24 protein-coding genes are annotated in these 20115 nt (G+C 50.4%); 2 read left to right on the forward strand and 22 right to left on the reverse strand.

Going from position 1 to position 20115, the window contains the following annotated elements; genetic code table 11:
- Positions 1–3 precede the first annotated feature (3 nt).
- The 19 genes from dxs to aroQ form a co-directional block, all read right to left on the reverse strand.
- Positions 4–1896 (reverse strand): 1-deoxy-D-xylulose-5-phosphate synthase, encoded by a 1893-nt coding sequence (gene dxs, locus VFK44_03795; protein HET7627493.1) that lies wholly within the window; start codon positions 1894–1896, stop codon positions 4–6.
- A gap of 10 nt (positions 1897–1906) precedes the next feature.
- Entirely contained in the window at positions 1907–2515 is a 609-nt protein-coding gene (locus VFK44_03800) for a hypothetical protein (protein HET7627494.1), read from the reverse strand.
- Between the two features lie 686 nt (positions 2516–3201).
- On the reverse strand, positions 3202–4080 hold the full coding sequence (locus VFK44_03805) for a farnesyl diphosphate synthase (GenBank protein HET7627495.1): 879 nt from the start codon (positions 4078–4080) through the stop codon (positions 3202–3204).
- A complete protein-coding gene (gene xseB / locus VFK44_03810) occupies positions 4080–4301 on the reverse strand; it encodes an exodeoxyribonuclease VII small subunit (protein HET7627496.1) in 222 nt (73 codons plus the stop codon). Before xseB ends, VFK44_03805 begins: the two co-directional genes overlap by 1 nt.
- A gap of 26 nt (positions 4302–4327) precedes the next feature.
- Positions 4328–5683 carry an exodeoxyribonuclease VII large subunit gene (gene xseA / locus VFK44_03815; GenBank protein HET7627497.1) on the reverse strand — a complete coding sequence of 452 codons (1356 nt, stop codon included), beginning with the start codon at positions 5681–5683 and terminating at the stop codon, positions 4328–4330.
- A gap of 42 nt (positions 5684–5725) precedes the next feature.
- On the reverse strand, positions 5726–6118 hold the full coding sequence (gene nusB, locus VFK44_03820) for a transcription antitermination factor NusB (GenBank protein HET7627498.1): 393 nt from the start codon (positions 6116–6118) through the stop codon (positions 5726–5728).
- A 112-nt stretch (positions 6119–6230) separates the two neighbouring features.
- Positions 6231–6635 (reverse strand): Asp23/Gls24 family envelope stress response protein, encoded by a 405-nt coding sequence (locus tag VFK44_03825; protein HET7627499.1) that lies wholly within the window; start codon positions 6633–6635, stop codon positions 6231–6233.
- 14 nt (positions 6636–6649) lie between these two features.
- Positions 6650–8002 carry an acetyl-CoA carboxylase biotin carboxylase subunit gene (gene accC, locus VFK44_03830; protein ID HET7627500.1) on the reverse strand — a complete coding sequence of 451 codons (1353 nt, stop codon included), beginning with the start codon at positions 8000–8002 and terminating at the stop codon, positions 6650–6652.
- Between the two features lie 81 nt (positions 8003–8083).
- Positions 8084–8587 carry an acetyl-CoA carboxylase biotin carboxyl carrier protein gene (accB, locus tag VFK44_03835; protein ID HET7627501.1) on the reverse strand — a complete coding sequence of 168 codons (504 nt, stop codon included), beginning with the start codon at positions 8585–8587 and terminating at the stop codon, positions 8084–8086.
- Positions 8588–8689: 102 nt separating this feature from the next.
- The gene (locus VFK44_03840; GenBank protein HET7627502.1) at positions 8690–9289 is read right to left on the reverse strand and encodes a SpoIIIAH-like family protein; all 600 of its coding nucleotides are present in this window, start codon (positions 9287–9289) and stop codon (positions 8690–8692) included.
- Positions 9286–9924 carry a stage III sporulation protein AG gene (spoIIIAG, locus tag VFK44_03845; GenBank protein HET7627503.1) on the reverse strand — a complete coding sequence of 213 codons (639 nt, stop codon included), beginning with the start codon at positions 9922–9924 and terminating at the stop codon, positions 9286–9288. Before spoIIIAG ends, VFK44_03840 begins: the two co-directional genes overlap by 4 nt.
- Positions 9924–10577, reverse strand: a complete 654-nt coding sequence (gene spoIIIAF / locus VFK44_03850) for a stage III sporulation protein AF (protein HET7627504.1) — start codon at positions 10575–10577, stop codon at positions 9924–9926. Before spoIIIAF ends, spoIIIAG begins: the two co-directional genes overlap by 1 nt.
- A gap of 12 nt (positions 10578–10589) precedes the next feature.
- On the reverse strand, positions 10590–11777 hold the full coding sequence (spoIIIAE, locus tag VFK44_03855; GenBank protein HET7627505.1) for a stage III sporulation protein AE: 1188 nt from the start codon (positions 11775–11777) through the stop codon (positions 10590–10592).
- 16 nt (positions 11778–11793) lie between these two features.
- Entirely contained in the window at positions 11794–12183 is a 390-nt protein-coding gene (spoIIIAD, locus tag VFK44_03860; GenBank protein ID HET7627506.1) for a stage III sporulation protein AD, read from the reverse strand.
- Between the two features lie 18 nt (positions 12184–12201).
- Positions 12202–12408 (reverse strand): stage III sporulation protein AC, encoded by a 207-nt coding sequence (gene spoIIIAC / locus VFK44_03865; GenBank protein ID HET7627507.1) that lies wholly within the window; start codon positions 12406–12408, stop codon positions 12202–12204.
- 22 nt (positions 12409–12430) lie between these two features.
- On the reverse strand, positions 12431–12946 hold the full coding sequence (gene spoIIIAB, locus VFK44_03870; GenBank protein HET7627508.1) for a stage III sporulation protein SpoIIIAB: 516 nt from the start codon (positions 12944–12946) through the stop codon (positions 12431–12433).
- A complete protein-coding gene (gene spoIIIAA / locus VFK44_03875) occupies positions 12943–13887 on the reverse strand; it encodes a stage III sporulation protein AA (GenBank protein HET7627509.1) in 945 nt (314 codons plus the stop codon). Before spoIIIAA ends, spoIIIAB begins: the two co-directional genes overlap by 4 nt.
- A gap of 138 nt (positions 13888–14025) precedes the next feature.
- On the reverse strand, positions 14026–14583 hold the full coding sequence (efp, locus tag VFK44_03880; GenBank protein ID HET7627510.1) for an elongation factor P: 558 nt from the start codon (positions 14581–14583) through the stop codon (positions 14026–14028).
- A 61-nt stretch (positions 14584–14644) separates the two neighbouring features.
- Entirely contained in the window at positions 14645–15085 is a 441-nt protein-coding gene (aroQ, locus tag VFK44_03885) for a type II 3-dehydroquinate dehydratase (GenBank protein HET7627511.1), read from the reverse strand.
- A gap of 239 nt (positions 15086–15324) precedes the next feature.
- Between aroQ and VFK44_03890 the strand changes: the two genes are divergently transcribed.
- Both VFK44_03890 and VFK44_03895 read left to right on the forward strand, forming a co-directional pair.
- Complete coding sequence (locus VFK44_03890; protein ID HET7627512.1) at positions 15325–16266, forward strand: DUF1385 domain-containing protein; 942 nt, start codon at positions 15325–15327, stop codon at positions 16264–16266.
- A 24-nt stretch (positions 16267–16290) separates the two neighbouring features.
- Entirely contained in the window at positions 16291–16689 is a 399-nt protein-coding gene (locus tag VFK44_03895; protein HET7627513.1) for an SA1362 family protein, read from the forward strand.
- A gap of 11 nt (positions 16690–16700) precedes the next feature.
- Here the strand turns inward: VFK44_03895 and VFK44_03900 are convergent, their stop codons facing one another.
- From VFK44_03900 to VFK44_03910, 3 genes are all read right to left on the reverse strand, one after another.
- Entirely contained in the window at positions 16701–17588 is an 888-nt protein-coding gene (locus tag VFK44_03900) for a patatin-like phospholipase family protein (protein HET7627514.1), read from the reverse strand.
- A gap of 96 nt (positions 17589–17684) precedes the next feature.
- Positions 17685–18104: a transcriptional regulator MntR gene (gene mntR, locus VFK44_03905; GenBank protein HET7627515.1), complete on the reverse strand. Its 420-nt coding sequence runs from the start codon at positions 18102–18104 to the stop codon at positions 17685–17687.
- Positions 18105–18230: 126 nt separating this feature from the next.
- Positions 18231–20115 (reverse strand): vitamin B12-dependent ribonucleotide reductase (locus VFK44_03910; protein ID HET7627516.1); only part of this gene is annotated, 1885 nt, incomplete at its 5' end.

A 20115-nucleotide genomic window follows, 5' to 3' on the forward strand; every position in this document is an offset into this window, starting at 1 on the left:
ATTTCACGCCTGCTGTTGTTTTTTGCCGGGTACAAGACTCCGAATGTTCTTGCATATGCCTTCAACGGTCAACCCGACTTCATTTAACAAATCGCCGACGCTGCCGTGCTCGATATAACGGTCCGGCAAGCCCATCCGCCGGATTTGTGACGTATCGTACCCTTGTTCATTGAAATATTCCAGCACCGCCGTACCGAATCCGCCTTTCAAGACGCCTTCTTCAACCGTAAGGATCGGCATGTGCTCATCCGCCAAACCGGACAACATCGCTTCATCCAACGGTTTCAGAAAACGCGCATTGATGATTTTTACGGAACAGCCTTCCAATGCGAGTGTTTCCGCTGCTTTTTCGGCGGTCTGGATCATCGGTCCGAACGAAAGAATCGCGGCATCGTATCCTTCGCGCACCACTTCCCAAGTGCCGATCGGAATTTCATGAAAATGCTCGTCCAATTCAACACCGATCCCGTTTCCGCGCGGCAGTCGTACAGCGATCGGTCCTTCATCGTAATGCACAGCAGTCGAAATCAAATGCTGCAGTTCGTTTTCGTCTTTCCCCATCGCAATTACCATGTTCGGCAAGGAACGCATGAAGGCGATGTCGAACACGCCATGATGCGTCTCCCCATCTGCCCCAACAAGACCGGACCGATCGACGGCAAAAACGACGTTCAGCTTTTGCCGGCATACGTCGTGGACAAGCTGATCGTACCCGCGTTGCAAAAACGTCGAATAAATGGATAATACCGGTTTCATCTTTTCGGCGGCCAGACCTCCGGCCATCGTCGTAGCATGTTGTTCGGCAATCCCGACATCGAAAAGGCGGTTGGGGAATTCCTTGCGAAAAGCTTCCAATTTCGACCCTACCGTCATCGCCGGCGTGAGAACGACAATGCGCTCGTCTTTCCTCGCCAGCTTGCGCAAAGCTTCGCTGACGACTTGGCTGTAGGCCGGCGGCGCCCCGACCGGCTTGATCAAATCCCCGGATTCGATTTTGTACGGTCCCGTGCCGTGCCATGTTCCAACGGTGTCGGACTCAGCAGGTTTGTACCCTTTCCCTTTTTGCGTCAAAACGTGCACGAGTTTCGGTCCGTGCATTTTCTTCGCATATTTCAGGTTTTCCGTTAAATCGGTGATGCTGTGCCCATTCACAGGACCGAGATACGTATAGCCGAGTTCTTCGAAAAACATTCCGGTCACAAACAAGTATTTCAACGAATCTTTCAACCGTTCAGCCGTGGATGCGAGACGGCCCCCGACCGGAACTTTTTTCAAAAACGTTTCAAATTCGTCTTTGGCGCGATTGTATTTCCCTGCCGTACGCAAACGGCCGAGTATGTTGTGAAGCGCCCCGACATTTGGAGCGATCGACATTTCATTATCGTTGAGAACGACGATTAAATCTTTCTGCTCATGCCCAATGTGATTCAATGCTTCAAGAGCCATACCGCCGGTCAATGCTCCGTCGCCGATGATCGCGATGACCGATTCGTTGCCGCCTTTTAAATCGCGGGCAGCCGCAATCCCCATCGCTGCCGAGAGCGATGTTGAGCTATGACCCGTTTCCCAATGATCATGTTCGCTTTCGGACCGTTTCGGAAATCCAGCCAGCCCTTTGTATTGCCGAAGCGAATCGAACTTGTCTGCACGGCCGGTCAAAATTTTGTGCACATATGACTGGTGTCCGACATCCCAAATGAATTTGTCTTTCGGGCTTTCGAACAATTTGTGCAAGACGAGCGTCAGTTCGACGACGCCAAGGTTCGGCCCGAGATGTCCGCCGGTGCGCGACAGTTTTCGGATGAGAAATTCCCGGATTTCCGCTGCCAATTGTTCAAGATCTTCGCTTGAATAAGATTTCATAAACGACGGATCATGAATGCTTTCAAGATTCATTTGGATGATGTCACTTCCTTTTAACGCCAGATTGGGTCGCATTGAACTTCTTTTGCGTCAATGAAAGCTTCAGCTTGCTTTCGATGAAGTAAAACAGCTTGCCAACCTGGAAGATGATTTGTGTCGCGTATCGTATGGCAAACGTTTTGCCAAACGCTTTACCTCCGACCGTCAACGCCGCGACGACGCTCGTAAATATGACGGAGACGACATATTGAAACGTGGAATCGCTTCCATATTCCAATTGTAAAGTGAGTTGCAAAACTACAGCCGCGACTGCGGTTCCGCTGACGATACCGGAAATGTCTCCAACGACGTCATTACAAAAGTTCGCCATCCGATCGGCATTTCTAGCGATGTAAATCGACTGTTTCGAACCGTGAATTCGTTTTGAAGCCATCGCGTGAAATGGTTTTTCGTCCACCGCAGTGGCGGCGACGCCGATGATGTCAAAAATGATCCCGATGGCAACGATGAACAGCACGATTAACGTGCCGGCGCCCCATGTGACGCCATCGAGGACAAACGTAGATACGACTGAAAAAATAGCCGCTAACACGAGCGTGATAACGGCAATCCCAGAACTCCATTTTATGGATTTTTTAAACATTAATTTCATACTTAGCTTCAATCTCCTAACAACGTTAACACAATAGGGAAGTGGTCGTTCGAAGAGTAAACATTGCAGCTTAGGTCCAGTAGGTTTTCCCGAAAGGATACCGAATCGTTGCCGCTCCGGCGGTTTCCCTTTAAACCCTTTCCGGCCCCGTCGCCGGCAGCCGAACTGGATCGCCACTCAGTCTGCACTATAATCCCCTTCAAACGTCATCGGAACAGTCTAGGAGTTTTCCTCAACAGCCCTTCCATTTCCTAGCCTCTTTTGCAGAACGGATTTCATACGGATCAGAAAACACTATCCGCCGGCCAAGCGGACTTTTTCCACAATGCCCGTAATCCCCTCCGACTCCACTCAAGGCAGGCTACGCTGAACGTGAATTCCCAGAACTCACGATTCAGGGTTATCTCCCAACATACGCATGCACGTATGAATGGGGCCTCCGCGGACTGCAGGGTCATCGCCCACATGCCATTGTGGATCGCCCTACGTCCTTAACTCCCAGCATTGACCCAAGGCTGGGCGCCTCAAGCCGACACCAGAAGCTTCATCGATGTGCCCTTTGGCGGATTTTTAGGCCCGCCCTCAGAAATGGGAAGCCGACTAGAATACTGCACCACTTGCGTATTGCACATCTTATTATACCACGAATAGCAGATTTTCTCAACGAGGTTATTACGTTGCCGCGGTCAAACGTCGCGGTTTACGATGTAATCGCTCAACGCCGACAATCGCCGATGATCGACAGCTGCTTCCGACAAATGATGCTTCGCTTGAATGAAATGTTCTTCGAGTTTCCGTTTCGCGCCGTCGAGCGACAACAGTTGCGGATACGTACTTTTTTGTTTGTTCAAGTCGCTGCCGGCCGTCTTTCCCATCGTATTCGTATCCCCAATGATGTCGAGAATGTCGTCGCGGATTTGAAAGGCGAGACCGAGATGTTGCGCGAAATTTCGCAATTGGTTTGTTTGAAATTCATCAGCGTCGGCAAGCAAAGCGCCGGCTTCAATCGAGAACGCCAGCAATTTTCCGGTTTTTCGTAAGTGCACTTGCTCAAGCTCTTCGAAGGTCAGTTTTTTTCGTTCCGCCTCGAGATCGAAACATTGCCCGCCGACCATTCCTTCCGCCCCTGCCGCACGCGCCATCATCGCGATCAGCTGTGTCTTCTTGGATCCGTCAATGTCCGCGTCGCCGATTTCAGCGACCGCTTCGAAACTTAACGTCAACAAAGCGTCCCCGGCGAGAATTGCCGTCGCTTCTCCGTATATTTTATGGTTCGTCGGTTTTCCTCTTCTCAAGTCGTCATCGTCCATGGCAGGCAAGTCGTCGTGAATCAAGGAATACGTGTGGATCAATTCAATCGCAGAAGCGACTGGAAGTCCCGATTGTGAATTTTTCCCGAAAGCTTCCATCGTGGCTAGCAGCAAGATTGGGCGAATTCGTTTGCCCCCGGCTTGTACCGAGTAATGCATCGCTTCTTTTAACCGATCCGCTGTATCCAGCCGATCGATTTGCGCAAAAAGGATTTCGTCAATTCTTTCCTTTTGCCGTCGAAAATAAGCATCGATCACGTTTTGTCTTCCTCCTGAATGACCAACGTTTCCATTTCACCATCGTCGTTCAAAATTTGATCCATTTGCTCCTCGACTTTCTTTAACTTCGAATGGCACGTTTTCGATAAATTCATGCCTTTCTGAAACAGCTCAATCGCCTTTTCAAGCGGGACGTCCCCCTCTTCGAGGCGCTCGACGATTTTTTCCATTTGTTCCATCGCTTCTTCGAAGGACATCTCGCGTGTTTCGTGTTCCGTTTCTTTCACTGCGTCTCCCCCTCTTCGATTCCCCAAACTTGACAATCCAATGTTCCGTCCTTGAGCCTCACATTGACGAGATCTCCGGGCTGCACTTGATGAACCGTTTGGATCAACTGCTTGTCTTTTCCATACGTTAAACTGAAGCCCCGCTCCATGACATTGAGCGGACTCAAGACATTCAATTTCGATACCGTTTGACGAAACGCGTTTTGTTGCAGCACAAGCAACTGGTTCATTTCCCGCCGCAGTTGTTTCGCGACACGATCGGTTGCAGCAAAGGCGTCTTTCACCGCTTGTTGTGGATGGTATTTCGACAAAACACGAACGGTATTTCTCCATTCGTAGCTTTTGTTCTCAACTTGACGACGCATGTTCCTCGTCAACCGCTCCAAACATTGATCCAAAGCTTGTTCCTTCTCACGCAACGTTTGTGCTGGAGAGCGAAATGCATAGGAGGATTCCAGTCGTTGCAATCGGGCTCGCTGCGTCTGCATCCGCTCGTTCATCGCCCGTTTCATGCGAATGATTCTTTCATTGATGCGTTCTCGTAATTCGCCGACGTGGGGAACGGCCAACTCAGCAGCCGCAGTCGGCGTTGGAGCACGAACGTCGGAAACGAAGTCGGAGATCGTGTAGTCGGTTTCGTGCCCAACGGCGGAAATGATCGGGAGACGGGAACGAAAAATCGCCCGGGCGACGATTTCTTCATTAAATGCCCATAATTCTTCGATGGAACCGCCTCCGCGGCCGATGATCAAAACATCGAGAAAGGAGTGCAAGTTCGCTTGTTTGATGGCATCGGCGACCGACGCGGCTGCTGCTGTTCCTTGCACGAGAGCAGGAAATACCGTGATGCGGGCGGCGGGGTAGCGTCGTTTGATTGTCGTGCAAATATCGCGCAAGGCTGCGCCTGTCGGCGAAGTGACAACACCGATTTCCGTTGCATACGTCGGAAGCGTTTTTTTATGTGCTACGGCAAACAGGCCTTCCTGTTCCAATTTGCGTTTCAATTCTTCGAAAGCGAGATACAAATTGCCGACCCCGTCCGGCTGGATTTCTTTCGCGTACAATTGGTATTGGCCGTACGGTTCATAAACCGAAACTTCGCCTCGTACGAGCACCTTCATTCCGTCTTCCGGCCGGAAACGGAGCGAACGATTTTGACTGGAGAACATGACCGACTGGATTCTTGACTGGTTGTCTTTCAAGGTGAAGTACATATGGCCGCGGCTGTGGTGTTTAAAGTTCGAGAGTTCGCCGCGCACCCATACGTTTCGGTATTTCGGCTCTTTCTCAAACAATCGTTTGATCGAACGAGTTAAGGCGGTAACCGTCATATAACGGTCGGCATCGTTCATGGAAACATTCTCCTTTGAATGACAAGTTCAATCGTTGGCGACTTATTTTTCAACGTCGCGGGCAATCTTTGACAAAACACCGTTCACAAAACGTCCCGACTGTTCGCCTCCGAACGTTTTCGCCAACTCGACGGCCTCGTTTAACGTTACGTTCCGCGGTATGTCACCAAGAAATTTGAGTTCGAACACGGCCATGCGCAAAATGCAGCGATCGACGTTTCCGACTCTTGACAAATTCCAATGCTCCAAGTTCGCGACGATGACTGGATCGATGGCAGCCTGATGGTCCAACGTACCTTCCACGAGCTTATTTAAAAATTCGTCTTGCTGTCCCTCTTCGAGCACATTTTCAATCGCTTCCGCCGCCTCTGCGCCGCCGATTTCCACTTGAAACAAAGCTTGTACCGCTTTTTCGCGGGCCATTCGTCTGTTCATTCGTTAACTTCCTTTCTCCGTGGGCAAGCGAAACAAGCAAACACACGACAAATGGTCATTCGTGCAAAAAAATCAAAGGGAAGCCGCCTCCCCCTTGATTTTTTTCATTCATTCATTCGCTTTCTTCTTTCGCATCTTCTGCTTCGTCGGTTTGTTCGAATTGGATGCCGGTTACGTGAATGTTGACCGCTTTCACATCAAGCGACGTCATCGTTCGCAACGTTTGGCAAATGTTGTCTTGAATCTTTTGGCCGGTTTCGGGAATGGACACGCCGTATTTCAACAGCACGTAAACGTCGATTGTGATGCCGTCTTCTGCGAGCTCCACCTTCACCCCTTTGCGGTGATTACGTCTGCCTAATCTCTCAGCGACTCCCGTCGCGAAACTTCCGCGCATTTCCGAAACGCCGGTTACCTCATTGGCCGCAATGCTTGCGATCACCTCAATGACCTCCGGCGAAATTTCCACCTTCCCGAGATCGTGCTCTTCCATTTCAAAAGTGGTCGACTCCGTCATATCAGTCACCTCCGTCACCGACTCGTTAATGGGTATTGTTCGAGAAATTTCGTATTGAAATTCCCCTCGACGAATTTTTCGTGATTCAACAGCCGCAAATGAAACGGAATGGTCGTATGAACGCCTTCGACGACAAATTCGTCCAGCGCCCTTTTCATCCGCGCAATGGCTTCTTCGCGCGTTTTTCCATAGCTGATCACTTTAGCGATCATTGAATCATAAAACGGCGGAATTTTGTAGCCGGTATAGGCCGCTGAATCCACGCGCACACCGAATCCGCCGGGCGGGAGAAACATTTCCAGCCGTCCGGGCGAAGGCATGAAATTTTTATCCGGGTTTTCCGCGTTAATGCGGCATTCGATCGCCCAACCTTCATAGGTGACGTCTTCCTGCCGGAGTGAGAGTTTCTCGCCCGAAGCGACGCGAATTTGTTCCTTGACTAGATCGACCCCGGTTACCCATTCCGTGACGGGATGCTCCACCTGGATGCGTGTGTTCATTTCCATAAAATAAAAATTCCCGTTGTTGTGGTCGTAAATAAATTCGATCGTTCCGGCGCCGGTGTAATCGACCGCTTGAGCCGCTTTCACCGCCGCGTTGCCCATTTCCTCGCGCTTATCGGCGTCGAGCGCCGGAGACGGGGATTCTTCCAACAGTTTTTGCAGGCGCCGCTGAATCGAGCAATCCCGTTCCCCGAGGTGAATCGTGTTTCCGTGCGTATCGGCCAACACTTGGATCTCCACATGACGGAAATCTTCGATGTATTTCTCAAGATATACGCCGTCATTTCCGAAAGCGGTCGCCGCTTCCCGCTGCGTCACGCGCACCCCTTTCACGAGATCCTCTTTCGTGCGTGCCACGCGGATGCCTTTGCCGCCGCCGCCGGCCGTCGCCTTGATAATGACCGGATAACCGATTTCATCGGCGACCTTAAGCGCCTCTTCCTCATCAGCCACGATGCCGTCGGAACCAGGCACGACCGGCACGCCGGCTTTCTCCATCGTTTTCCGGGCGACGTCTTTCGTACCCATCTTCGCGATCGCTTCCGCACTCGGTCCGACAAACGTGACGTTGCACTCGGCACATATTTCCGCAAAATCGGCGTTTTCGGAAAGAAATCCGTAGCCGGGGTGGATCGCATCCACGCCGGTAAGCTTTGCGATACTCATGATATTTGTGAAATTTAAGTAGCTGTCTTTCGAAGCAGCCGGCCCGATGCAGTAGGCCTCATCGGCCATTCTCGTATGGAGGGCGTCTTCGTCTGCCTTCGAATAGACGGCAACCGTCTCAATGCCAAGCTCTTTGCAAGCGCGAATAACGCGAACGGCAATTTCTCCGCGGTTGGCAACGAGCAATTTTTTGATCATGTTAAACGCTCCTTCGTGAATCTCAATTCAAATGTAAGGAAATCGATCTCGTCGATCGCGTAAATTTACAACCGATTTTCCTTATGCAGGTTTGACAAGAAAGAGCGGTTGACCGTATTCAACCAGTTCTCCGTTGTTGACAAGAATTTCGACGATTTCCCCTGATACGTCAGCCTCGATTTCATTGAATAGTTTCATCGCCTCAATGATGCACACCACAGAGTCTTCCTGCACTTTGTCGCCGACTTTGATGTAAGCGTCCGCATCCGGCGAAGGCGACGTGTAAAACGTCCCGACCATCGGAGATTCGATTTTATGTAAATGCTCGTCCTCTTTTTGCGAATCCCCGCTCGATTCCGGTTGTTTCGTTGATTCTGTTTGCGCCTGCGGCTCGTGATTGGCCGTTACGCCGGCCGGCTGCGTCATCACAGCTTGCTCTTCCTTGGAAGGCGCAGTCACCATCGTCGTTACGCTTTCCGAATTTTTCTTCAGTTTGATTTTCGCGCCGTCGAGTTCATATTCGAATTCGTCGATCGATGATTCGTCGATCAATTTAATCAACTCGCGAACTTCTTGAATTTTCAAGTCCTTGTTCACTCCCTCAACAAATGTCTTAGTCTTACGGCAATCATAATTATTATATCATGGGATTCACAAAAAGAAAAAGCTGTTGATTGAATCAACAGCTTACTCCGCAGCTCCCGCCTTGTACGTGACCATAATGTTATGTGTCGGAACATTCACTTTGTCTACAACTAAGTCCAAAATCTCCGCCGCTTGCTCGTTGGACAATTGTTTCGTTTGGACGTAAATGCGGATTTTTTCGCCGTCGACGCTTACGAGCGCATCGTTGAATCCTTTCGCAACAATAAGCGACTCGAGCATTTTTTCTTTCGCCGACATTTGGCTCAACTCATCCAATTTCGCTTTCGCTTCCGCTTTTTCTTCCGGCGTCGCCTCACTAGATGCGATGACGGCCGTATAATGTTCCTGGAGTTCCTCCCGTGCTTCCATCTTCTTCAACTTTGCCGATGCAAACGTGGCTTCCCCGGTTATGCTCGTCGCGGTCGGACTGTCCGTTTTCGTATCTTCTTTTTTCGACGGGGATTCTGATTCGCTGTTGTTCGACGACGAGTCTTCGCCTTGTTTTTTCTCCTGTTTATCATCTTCGCCGACAGCCGTCTGCTGTCCGGGATTCGGCACCGGCGACGTCATATAATACACACTCAATACGATGATCAGACTCAGCATCGTGAGCAGCCAAACCGTTTGTTTCTTCAACATCATTGTTCGTTCCCCCTTTGTTTTTTCGGCAGTACGGCGATTCGATAATCCGGAATGCCGAGCAAACTGTTCACGGCATTCTTGATCCACAACTTCACCTGAGCGTTGTCCGCCCCGCCCGCAACGACGAGCACGCCGCTGATTTTCGGCTGTTCAGTTCCGATCACTAACGGTTTCTCGCCTTCCTGCCCATCTATGATGACAGCGTCCTTTTGTTCGCTGTTTTCTTTAATTTCGCGGCTTCCGCCTTTTTGATCCGTTTCAGAAGTTGACTTTGTTGATCCGTCAACGTTTTTTTCGACGATCTTTGTTTCCGACGTCGCAATGTACACCGTCACCGTAACGTCCGTGACGCCGTAAACGTCTTCGATCGCCTCTTCCAACTGTTGCTCGTAATAATGCTCGTACTCGATCGGCGTGGAAGGAGAAGCCTCGTTTTTTTTTCCTATGACAGATTCGCTTCCATCCGCTGGTGTCACCGCCGTCTTGACGGCTTTCGTTTCGCCGCTGTCTTTCGACTGAAAACTCCCAAACAACATGAGTGCGACTCCGACGATGAGAACGAGGATGACATAGCGATAGGACTGAAGCTTTTGCGGCGATTTGGTTTTAGTGAACAGGTCTTTCCACCGTTTCATCACTTGGAATCCTCCTTCCCGCCTTCAACCCCGCCTTCAACGATGACAACGATGACTTGATTTTCGCCCAACCGCCATAAGTCGGCGAGCCGACGGCGGATTTCCTGTGCATGCGAATGTGTATCACCGTCTGTCGTTGTCTTCTCGTCAATATCGATCGTCACCGGTTCCACAGGTTCAATATCGGCAGTCGTTTCGTTTCCCGTGTCGTCCTTGCTGAGCGTGACCTTAACCCATTTGATCGTCATCTGCGGTCTTTCTTCACCGGTCGGCATCAGTTCGACATCCACCCCGGCGACGTGCAAACGCGAACGGTCATGCACCTCCTTTTCCGCTTCATTCTTCAATTGGACAGCCACTTGTTTTTCAATATATGCACGGTGAGAGGCTTGTATTTCTCTTTTCGTGTTTTTTATCGTATTTTTCATTTCGCTCCCGCTTATCGCCGGCCTCCTCGTCATCTTTTCGACCCACTCATCGACATCCGCATCCAAAATCGACAAAACCGGATTGAGCAACGCCAACAACAGCAAAAGACCGACGACAAGCCGAACATAACGTTGCAAGCTGTTATTCGGCAATAACAACTCCAAGACAACCGCGAGCAAAATCAACAGGATGATGCCTTTGATCCACTCCGTCAAATAATCCACGTTTCGCCTCCTTTACCGCACCATGAGAGACAAATCCCCCGCGGCAATGATGATCGTCACGGCAAGAAAGAACATAAGGGAAACCGTTGCAAGCGCCGCGAATATAAAAATGACGCCTTTGCCGATGATGCTCAAGCATTCAATGATCGGACCGCCGCCGAGCGGCTGCAAAATGGCGGAAGCGAGATTGTAAATGAGCGCGAGCGAGAAGATTTTGATCGCCGGGAAGGCGGCGATCGCGAGCAAGATGACGACGCCGATGATGCCGACGGAGTTGCGCAGCAACGCGGATGCGCTCATGACGGTGTCGGTGGCATCGGTGAACATGCGGCCGATCACCGGGACGAAGTTGCCGGTGATGAATTTCGCGGTTTTGACGGTAATGCCGTCGGCGATGGCGGCGGAAGCGCCTTCGACGGACATGACGCCGAGAAAAATGGCGAAAAAGACCGCGAGCGTGCCGATGCTGATGTTGCGAAGCAGCTTAGCGAGCTGTGTGACTTTGTAGGAGTCGCTCAGCGTGCTGACGACGGACAACAGCGTTGAAAGAAACAAGAGCGGCAAGACAAATGATTTGACGAGCAAGCCGCTCGTGTTAATCAAAAAGATGATGATCGGATGAAAAAAAGCGACCGACGTAACGCTTCCGACGGAAGCCATTAACGCGAGAATTAACGGGATGAGCGCGACAAGAAAATTGGTCATGCTGGAAATTGCCTGGTTCGTATAGCTGATCGCGATGTGAAAACTGTTTAACGCAAGGATGATGATCACCATGTAGACGATGGCGTAGGCTACTTTCGACACCGTTTTTTGTTCAAATGCGTTTTGCAAGTTTTGCAAAATTACACTGAAGACGGTGAGAAGGATGATCATGCCAAGCAATTTTCCGTTGGCGAGCAGTTCGTGAAACAAAAATTTCACGAAAGCGATCATCCATTCTTTCAACGATAACTGTTTGTCGCCTCTCAAGTACTCAAAAAGATTGCCTTTTTGGCTTTCTGGTAAAAATCCGCCGTATTTACTGACTAGATTTTGCCAATATGCGCGCACATCATTCAGTTCCAAGCTGTTCAATTCTGTCTGTTTGACCGCATCAAGCGGTGAATCCGCGAACACGGTGGTCGGAGCGATAACGAGGAAGATGAAAACCGCAAGCATCACCAATCGTTTCCTGTTGTTCCGGCACAGCTCGTCCATGCTTCCTCCTCCTTGATCAGCCCGGCAGTAATCCAATCACCGTTTGGATCACGGCAGTAATGATCGGGATCGCCAGCAACAAAATCAACACTTTTCCGGCGAGCTCGATTTTTGACGCGATCGCCCCTTGTCCAGCATCTCTCGTCATTTGCGCCCCAAATTCGGCAATGTAAGCAATCCCGATAATTTTTAAGATCGTTTTCACATAAATCATGTTTAAATGGGCGCTCTCCGCCAACTGCTCGACCATCGCTATGATTTTTTGAATTTGTCCAATCAAAAACAGAAAGATGACGGCACCGACGAACAATACGAGCAAAAAGGCGAAAACCGGCTTTTGCTCTTTCAACAACAGGACGAGGAAGGTTGCGATCAAACCGAGCCCGACGATTTGCACGATTTCAATGGCAACCACCTCCCCGCTTTACCCTTGTAACAAAAACACATTTTTAATTTTGTCAAACAAATCGCCGATCATATTGGCTACCATATAAAGGACGACGATAAATCCGATCAATGTCACCCAGTGCGCCCAATCTTCTTTCCCCATTTGCTTCAGAACGGTATGCAGCATCGCGACAATGATCCCGATCCCGGCTATTTGAAATATCGTGTTTACGTCGTAAGCCATCGAGCCCTTTTCCTCCCGTCATCTAGATCAATAAAAGCGCCAGCAACAACCCAGCCAACAAGCCGAGACTCTTGATCATTTGCTCATTGCGCCGCTGCTCGTCCCTCGCTTCCGCCTCTTCCCTTTCCAAGTGAGTAAGCGCCAACCGGATTTGTTTTTGCTGCTGCAAAGGATCATGCTGACCCAAAGTCGACCCAAATTGCTTCAACACTTCCCGTTCCGGCCGGCCGAGCGCCGTCCGCGGCCAATTTTCCGAAAGTGCCGTTTCCCAAGCGGTCCTTGCGTCGCTGCTTCCGTTCGCGAGTTCATCGGCAAACGCCGCGAATAAACCACTTACCGGCTCGCGCGTTTGCCTCGCCAAGTGCGCGCATGCCTCTCCGAGCGGCGTCAAGCCATACATAATTTCCGCTTCCAACGCCTGCAGCGCCGCCTTCATTTGTCGCAATTGCGCCGGCCGCTCGCTGTACCGTTTCGCCCATCTGAAACCGATTGACGTCGTCGCCGCAATAATGCATAACGCTCCGAGCCATTGCGTCATCGGACGGTTACCTTTTGCTGCCGCCGCACTTCCCTGCCTTTGCCGTCGAGGATCGTGTCAATCACTCCCGGTTTGGCACGGTGTGCCAAGACGATACAACGTTCAAACACACCCGAAGCCAACAACGGTTCAAGCGACGGCCGCCTGCGCAACGAATCCCAATTCTCGGCATGCGCGGTGATCATCAGCTTTACGCCTGCGTTGACCGCCTCGCGGACGGCCGCAACGTCTTCCGCTCCTCCGATTTCATCGACCACGATCACTTCGGGACTCATCGATCGAATAAGCATCATCATGCCCTCCGCTTTCGGACAGGCGTCAAGCACATCAACCCTTTCACCGAGGTCGTGCTGCGGCACACCGTTCAAGCAGCCGGCGATTTCCGACCGTTCGTCGACAATGCCGATTTTCGCTGGACGGAGCAGCCTTCGTGCATCTCCGCTGCTAATGATGCGGGCAAGATCTCTAAGCAGCGTCGTTTTCCCGGTCAGCGGCGGACCGATGATAATCGTGTTCAACCATCCGTTCTCATTCACGTACGGAAGACAAGCGTCAGCAGCCCCGATCTTTTGTTTGGCGATCCGTATGTTGAAAGAACAAATGTCACGAATCCGTTTCACTTTTCCGTTTTCCGTGATCACCTTTCCAGCCAGCCCGACTCGATGTCCTCCGGAGATCGTCACGTAACCTCGCTTCAATTCCTCCTCGAAGGCATAAAGCGAATAGCGGCTCAGTTTATTCGTCAATTGCCGTACGTCTTCTTTTGTCACCCGGTAAGGCACATTGCCGTGAAGCGGATAAATTGTTTCGCGCCCGGCGACGACTTCCAGCTTCCTGTTGAGCCTGACGCGAATTTCTTCCACCTTTCGCAAACGTTCTTCGGACCAGCCCCGAAACAATTCGGCGATCGATTCGGGCAACAGGTCATAGGCTTCGCGCATGGCATTTCCCACCCGATTTTTATAAGGTTATTTATTGTTCAATGTATGCACGTCTTGTCCCAATATGACCGGAAAGAAAACTCCACAAAAAAACAACCTTATGCTTTCGCATAAGGTTGTTTTTCGTGCGATTCCGTTTTACGCGCGAGACACATAGTCGCCCGAGCGCGTATCGATGACGAGAACATCGCCTTCGTTGATGAACAACGGAACTTGCAGTGAATACCCTGTTTCCACCGTCGCGGATTTCGTCCCGCCCGATTGTGTGTCGCCCTTGATGCCCGGTTCCGTTTCCGTGACAGCTAGTTCAACGGTGTTCGGGAGTTCGATGCCCAACGTTTCGCCTTCGTATGTAACGATTTTCACTTCCATGTTTTCTTTTAAGAAATTCAGTTCCCGGCGAATTTGACTCGCGGGCAGTTCCAACTGCTCGAACGTGTTTGAATCCATGAACGTATGCGCGTCACCGGACGAATATAAGTATTGCATCGTTCGCGTTTCAATATGTGCTTTTTCGACTTTTTCGCCAGCACGAAACGTCTTTTCCTGAATCGCTCCCGTACGCAAATTTCTTAATTTCGAACGGACAAAGGCAGAACCCTTACCTGGTTTGACATGCTGAAATTCAATCACTTGCCAAATGGACTGATCGTATTGAATCGTCAGTCCGGTTCGAAAATCGTTTACAGAAATCATTCTCTTTTCATCCTTTCCGGCTTATCCCGTTTCAAAAGTAGTCAATCGGGCATCGGTTTCATCAGTTTTTGTCAACCAATGCCGCCAATGCGAGGATCGCAAGTTTGTAGCCGGTAAATCCGAATCCAGCGATTTGGCCGTCAACAACGGGAGCAATCACCGACTGCTTTCGGAACGGTTCCCTGGCGTGAATGTTGGAAATGTGAACCTCAATGACAGGGATGGAAATGCTGGCGATCGCATCCCTGATCGCATAACTATAATGAGTAAAGGCTCCCGCGTTCAAGACGATGCCGTCGGCTCTCTCATCTGCTTCGTGAATCCAATCGACAAGTTCACCTTCATGGTTCGACTGTTTGCAATCGATTCGGCACTGTTGTTCGTTCGCAAACGCTTCCAGCATTCGTTCCAAATCTGAAAGCGAGGAAGCGCCGTAAACGTCCGGCTCGCGAACGCCGAGCCGATTCAAGTTTGGTCCGTTGACAATGAGAAAGCGATTCATCTTCCGATCCCCTTATTTCACGAATCCCGGGCCGTTCGTTTCGAGGTACCCGGCACGAAACACTCTATCTTTCATCTTAGCATTGCACCCGTATGGATTCAAGATTTAGCTCAACCGATAAAAAGGAGTGTATAGAATGATAAAATTGGGAAAAATAAAGGGGAAAGACCTAGTGGATTGGCGTGCTTTCATGTAAAATAGAAGCATAACAGCATGATCCAGTTAGGTTGGTGAAAGAATTGTCAAACGATCAAAAACCCGCTTACGGCGGTCAAGCGGTTGTCGAAGGTGTCATGTTCGGCGGCAAGCATACGACCGTTACCGCGATTAGACGCAAAGACGATTCAATCGAATATTTCGAAGTTCCGAAACCGGCGGGAAACCGGTTGGCAAAATGGAAGAAGATTCCCTTCGTACGCGGCATCGCCGCCATCATTGAAGCAAGCGCCGTCGGAACAAAGCATTTGAATTTTTCAAGCGAGCGGTACGACGTCGATCCCGAAGATGACGACGCCATCGATGCCTCACCTTCGAAGTTAACGTTAATTCTCGGTGTAGCCGTCGTCGGCGTATTGTCGTTCTTATTCGCCAAGTTCGTTTTCGTCATCGTGCCGGCCTTGCTGGCCGAAGCCTTTCGTCCCATCTTCCCGGGGCACATTATGCAGAACATTATTGAAGGTGTTTTTAAATTCGCGCTGCTCCTCGGATACATTTATTTTATATCGCTCACGCCGCTCATGAAAAGAGTATTCCAATATCACGGCGCGGAGCATAAAGTAATCAATACGTATGAAAACGGTCAGGCTTTAACCGTCGACAACGTAAAAAAACACTCACGCCTGCATTATCGGTGCGGCAGCAGTTTCATTTTGTTTACGGCGATCATCAGTATCATGCTTTACTTTTTTGTGCCGACCGAACCGCTCTGGCAACGTCTGCTGTCGCGTGTCGTCTTGATTCCGGTCGTGCTCGGCATCGCTTTTGAAGTTTTGCAATGGACAAACAAATTCCGCGATCATCCGCTGTTGAAATATCTCGGTTATCCGGGACTTTGGCTGCAATTGTTGACGACGAAGGAACCTGATCCTCATCAAGTGGAAGTCGCCATCGCTTCGTTTGAGGAAATGAGACGCCGGGAACAAGCTCTTGATTCCGACCCGGCCTCCAGCAAAATCGGTTAAATCCCCTTTGAGGAGGTGAGTCCGTTGTTTGGCCGCATGTACCACCCTATCGCCTTAATTTTGATCGGACTCGGTGCTCTTGGCTTTCTCGTGAAACTGTTTACAAATCCAGTCGGCCTGCTCGTAACGCTCGCCGCCGCCGCAGCTGTCATCACGATTTTCGCACTTTTGTACAGACGGTTCGTTCTCAAGTCGGACGGCCGCGGCATCTCGAAATACCGGCGCGCCGCAAAACAGTCGGCCAAGCTTCAAAAAAAGCGCGGACATAAATCGCGTCGTCCCGCCTATTTGAAATTGGTCAACTCGAAAGGCGGATTGGCGAAGAAAAAGGATCGGGACACCCTTTTAAAACGGAAAAAAGACCACCATTTAACCGTCATCGACGGAAAGAAGAGGAAGAAAAGAAACCGCGCGCTTTTTTAAGCACGCGGTTTTCAATAGCGCCATTTCTTCAAAAACTTTTCCGCCCTTTCCCTTCCGAGCGCGATCAACTGCTCGCGCTCTTCGTCGGAAACGTGAAATTGTGTTGTCGATACGTGGGAAACAGGGATGAAAACGATGTTGTTGGCTTCATGTTTGGAGATATATCGCGCGTCGTGGGCTTGTTTCATAGTACTGAACAATGAATGATACAATTCGACGGCGTTGCGGATGTTGCGATTTTTTTGGTTTTCGAGACTGTGGCTCAGCTGAAGACCGAGCACGGGCCGCTGCAACATGCATGCGGCATTGTCGAACAACCATAATGGAAAATTGCTCAATACGCCGCCGTCGACGATGACATTTTTGTCGCCATTGCGATCATACAACAAGACCGGTTCGTAAATAAAAGGCAAACTGCTGCTCATTCGCACCGCGCGAGCCACAGAAAATTTTTCCGGCAACACCCCGTATTGAGGCAAATCGTCCGGCAAAACGAGAATTCTCCCCCTCGACAAATCAGAAGCGACGATTTTCAAAGCGCCTCGCGGCAAATCCGCGAACGTATCCACCCCTTTTTTCCGTAACCATCGGCGAACCCATTTTTCAAGCGCCTCACCTCGGTGCATGCCAAGCTTTTTGTAAACGCGAATCCACTTCATGAACGGAAACGGGATCACGCTTTTTCTGGCGTCAAGCAATTGTTGGAATTCCGTTTCGTTTAAAATTTCCGTAATCCCGCGGCTGTCGTACCCCGACGCAAGAAGTGCGGCAACGAGCGCGCCTGCGCTTGTTCCGGCCGTACGATGAAACCGATAGCCTTCTTCTTCGAGCACTTGCAAGGCCCCGACCAGAGCGACCGCTTTCATGCCTCCCCCGGAAAACACGCCGTCGATAAGCACGCATCCGTCCCCCCATCTGCCAATGAATGCTCTACAACATGTTTAGTGGGCCGAACACCGATTTAGAACAAAAAAACAACCATCGCCCTCACGGCTTTATGGTTGTTCTTCCGGTTGTTCGTTTTTCGCACGGATCTCTTCCAACGCCTTGACATGGGTTTCGTTTTCCTCGAAATATTGAACGAGATCGCCGATTCTGTCGATCGAATCCCAACTTAAGTGATGCTCAATGCCTTCAACATCTTTATAGATATTTTCGTGGCTGACGCCGATCACTTTCAAGAAACTTTCCAGCAACTCATGCCGATAAACGAGCCGCTTTCCGAGTTTTTTCCCTTTCGGGGTCAACATGAACCCGCGATATTTTTCATAGATCAAGTAGTTGTCGTGATCGAGTTTCTGAATCATTTTCGTCACGGAGGAGGGATGAACGTCAAGAGCTTCCGCTATATCCGATACTCTTGCATAACCCTTGGCTTCCATTAACAAATAAATGCGCTCAATGTAGTCTTCCATGCTCGCGGTTGGCGGCAAAACAATCCCCCCAATCGTTGTCCCTTAAAATGATACAACAGTTTACTAGGCGTGACAAGAACAGAAGGATTGGACACGGCTCGTCCAATCCTTCCGTACAATCATCTGTTATAGTCCACACTTCAACTGTGCATTGCAGTTCGTACATGTGTTGCAACCGCCGATTTCCTCAACGGTCCCTTTTCGGCATACCGGGCATGTATTGCCGACTTCGGAACCGATGGTCACGTCCGTTGAACGCAGATCGGCAATCGTATCGACGAGAACGACGTGCTTTTCCTTCTCTTTGTTTTCCTCTTCAAATAAGCTTTCTTGATGCGCTTCTTCAAACCGATTATCTTCCGCCTTCAGCGTCAACACTTGCGCGTCGCGGCTGCCGTCTACGTAAACGGTCCCGCCTTTTGCTCCGCCGCGGTACAACCGCTCATAAACCGCTTGCACTTGCTCGACACTGTACCCTTTCGGGGCGTTTACGGTCTTGCTGATTGAGCTGTCTACCCAATTTTGAATGACGCATTGCGTGTCGGCATGTTCTTCCGGCGTTAAATCCATCGCCGAAACGAACCATTCCGGCAATTCCTTTTCGCTCGCTTCCGGATGCGCGTCCAAATATTCCTTGACAATGTCCGCCTTTACTTCGATGAATTTCCCAAGGCGGCCGCTCCGGTAATAAGAAAACGAAAAATACGGTTCGAGTCCAGTGGATACGCCGACCATCGTACCGGTGGATCCCGTCGGCGCCACCGTCAACAAATGGGAATTGCGAATCCCGTATTTCAAGACGCCTTGGCGAATGTCTTCCGGCATTTTCTTCATGTAACCGGAGTCGACAAACCGTTGCCGCAGCTGTTGTGTTTCTTCCTCGGTTTTTCCGACGAGGAATGGAAAACTGCCTTTTTCCTTGGCAAGTTCGATCGATTCCCGATAAGCGGTCGTCGCAATCGTTTCAAACACTTCGTCGACGACTTCGTTCCCCTTGGCCGAGCCGTATTTCGTTTCACAATAAATAAGCAAGTCATGCAATCCCATGACTCCGAGCCCCACTCGGCGTTCGCCGAGCGCCTGCACACGGTTTTCTTCGAGAAAGTAAGGGGTCGCGTCTATGACGTTGTCTTGCATGCGTACACCGGTACGCACCGTTTGTTTCAATTTTTCCAAATTGACGTGTTTTGTTTTCTTGTCGGCCATGTTCGCCAAATTGACGGCCGCTAGGTTGCATACGCTGTATGGCGCAAGCGGTTGCTCCCCGCACGGGTTTGTCGCAACGACTTTTTGTCCATAGGCTTTCGCATTCGTCATGTCATTGGCGTTGTCGATAAAGAATATCCCCGGTTCTGCGGAATAAGTGGCGCAAATATTTATCAAATTCCACAATTCGCGAGCTTTGATTTTCCGATACGTGCGCACCGCATATCCGCGTCTTTCCCATTCGCGAACGTCGCCGCATTTGTGCCATTCTTCGTTGAAAACGTCCATTTCCGTCTTCGAATAATGTTCGACGTCAGGAAAACGCAAGGCGTACGCTTCGTCGTTCTCAACTGCTTCCATAAATTCTTTTGTGATGCAGACGGAAATGTTCGCGCCCGTCAAAAATTCGGGATTGTGAACGGTATAGTTGCCGCCGCGCTTTAAAGCTGCTTCCGCGTCTTGGATGACTTCATCGCTGAAACCGCCTTGCCCCGGAATGTGCTTGTAATTGACAATGCCTTGGTACATGACTTCTTCCGTCTTCGTCAGCGGAGTAAATTTCAATTTCTCGTTCGCGATTTTCTTGATTTGCTCGTCATGGCTCGTCTCAAGCAAGAACCGCAAGATTCGCGGGTTTTGCATTTTCGAAATGATGAAATCGATGATGTCCGGATGCCAATCGGCAAGCATGATCATTTGCGCGCCGCGCCGCGATCCGCCTTGTTCGACGAGATGTGTCAGCTTGGCGATGTCATCGAGCCAGGAAACCGAGCCGGAAGATTTCCCGTTGACGCCGCGCGCCAAC

The sequence above is a fragment of the Bacillales bacterium genome, from assembly GCA_035700025.1.
GTDB lineage: Bacteria > Bacillota > Bacilli > Bacillales > DASSOY01 > DASSOY01.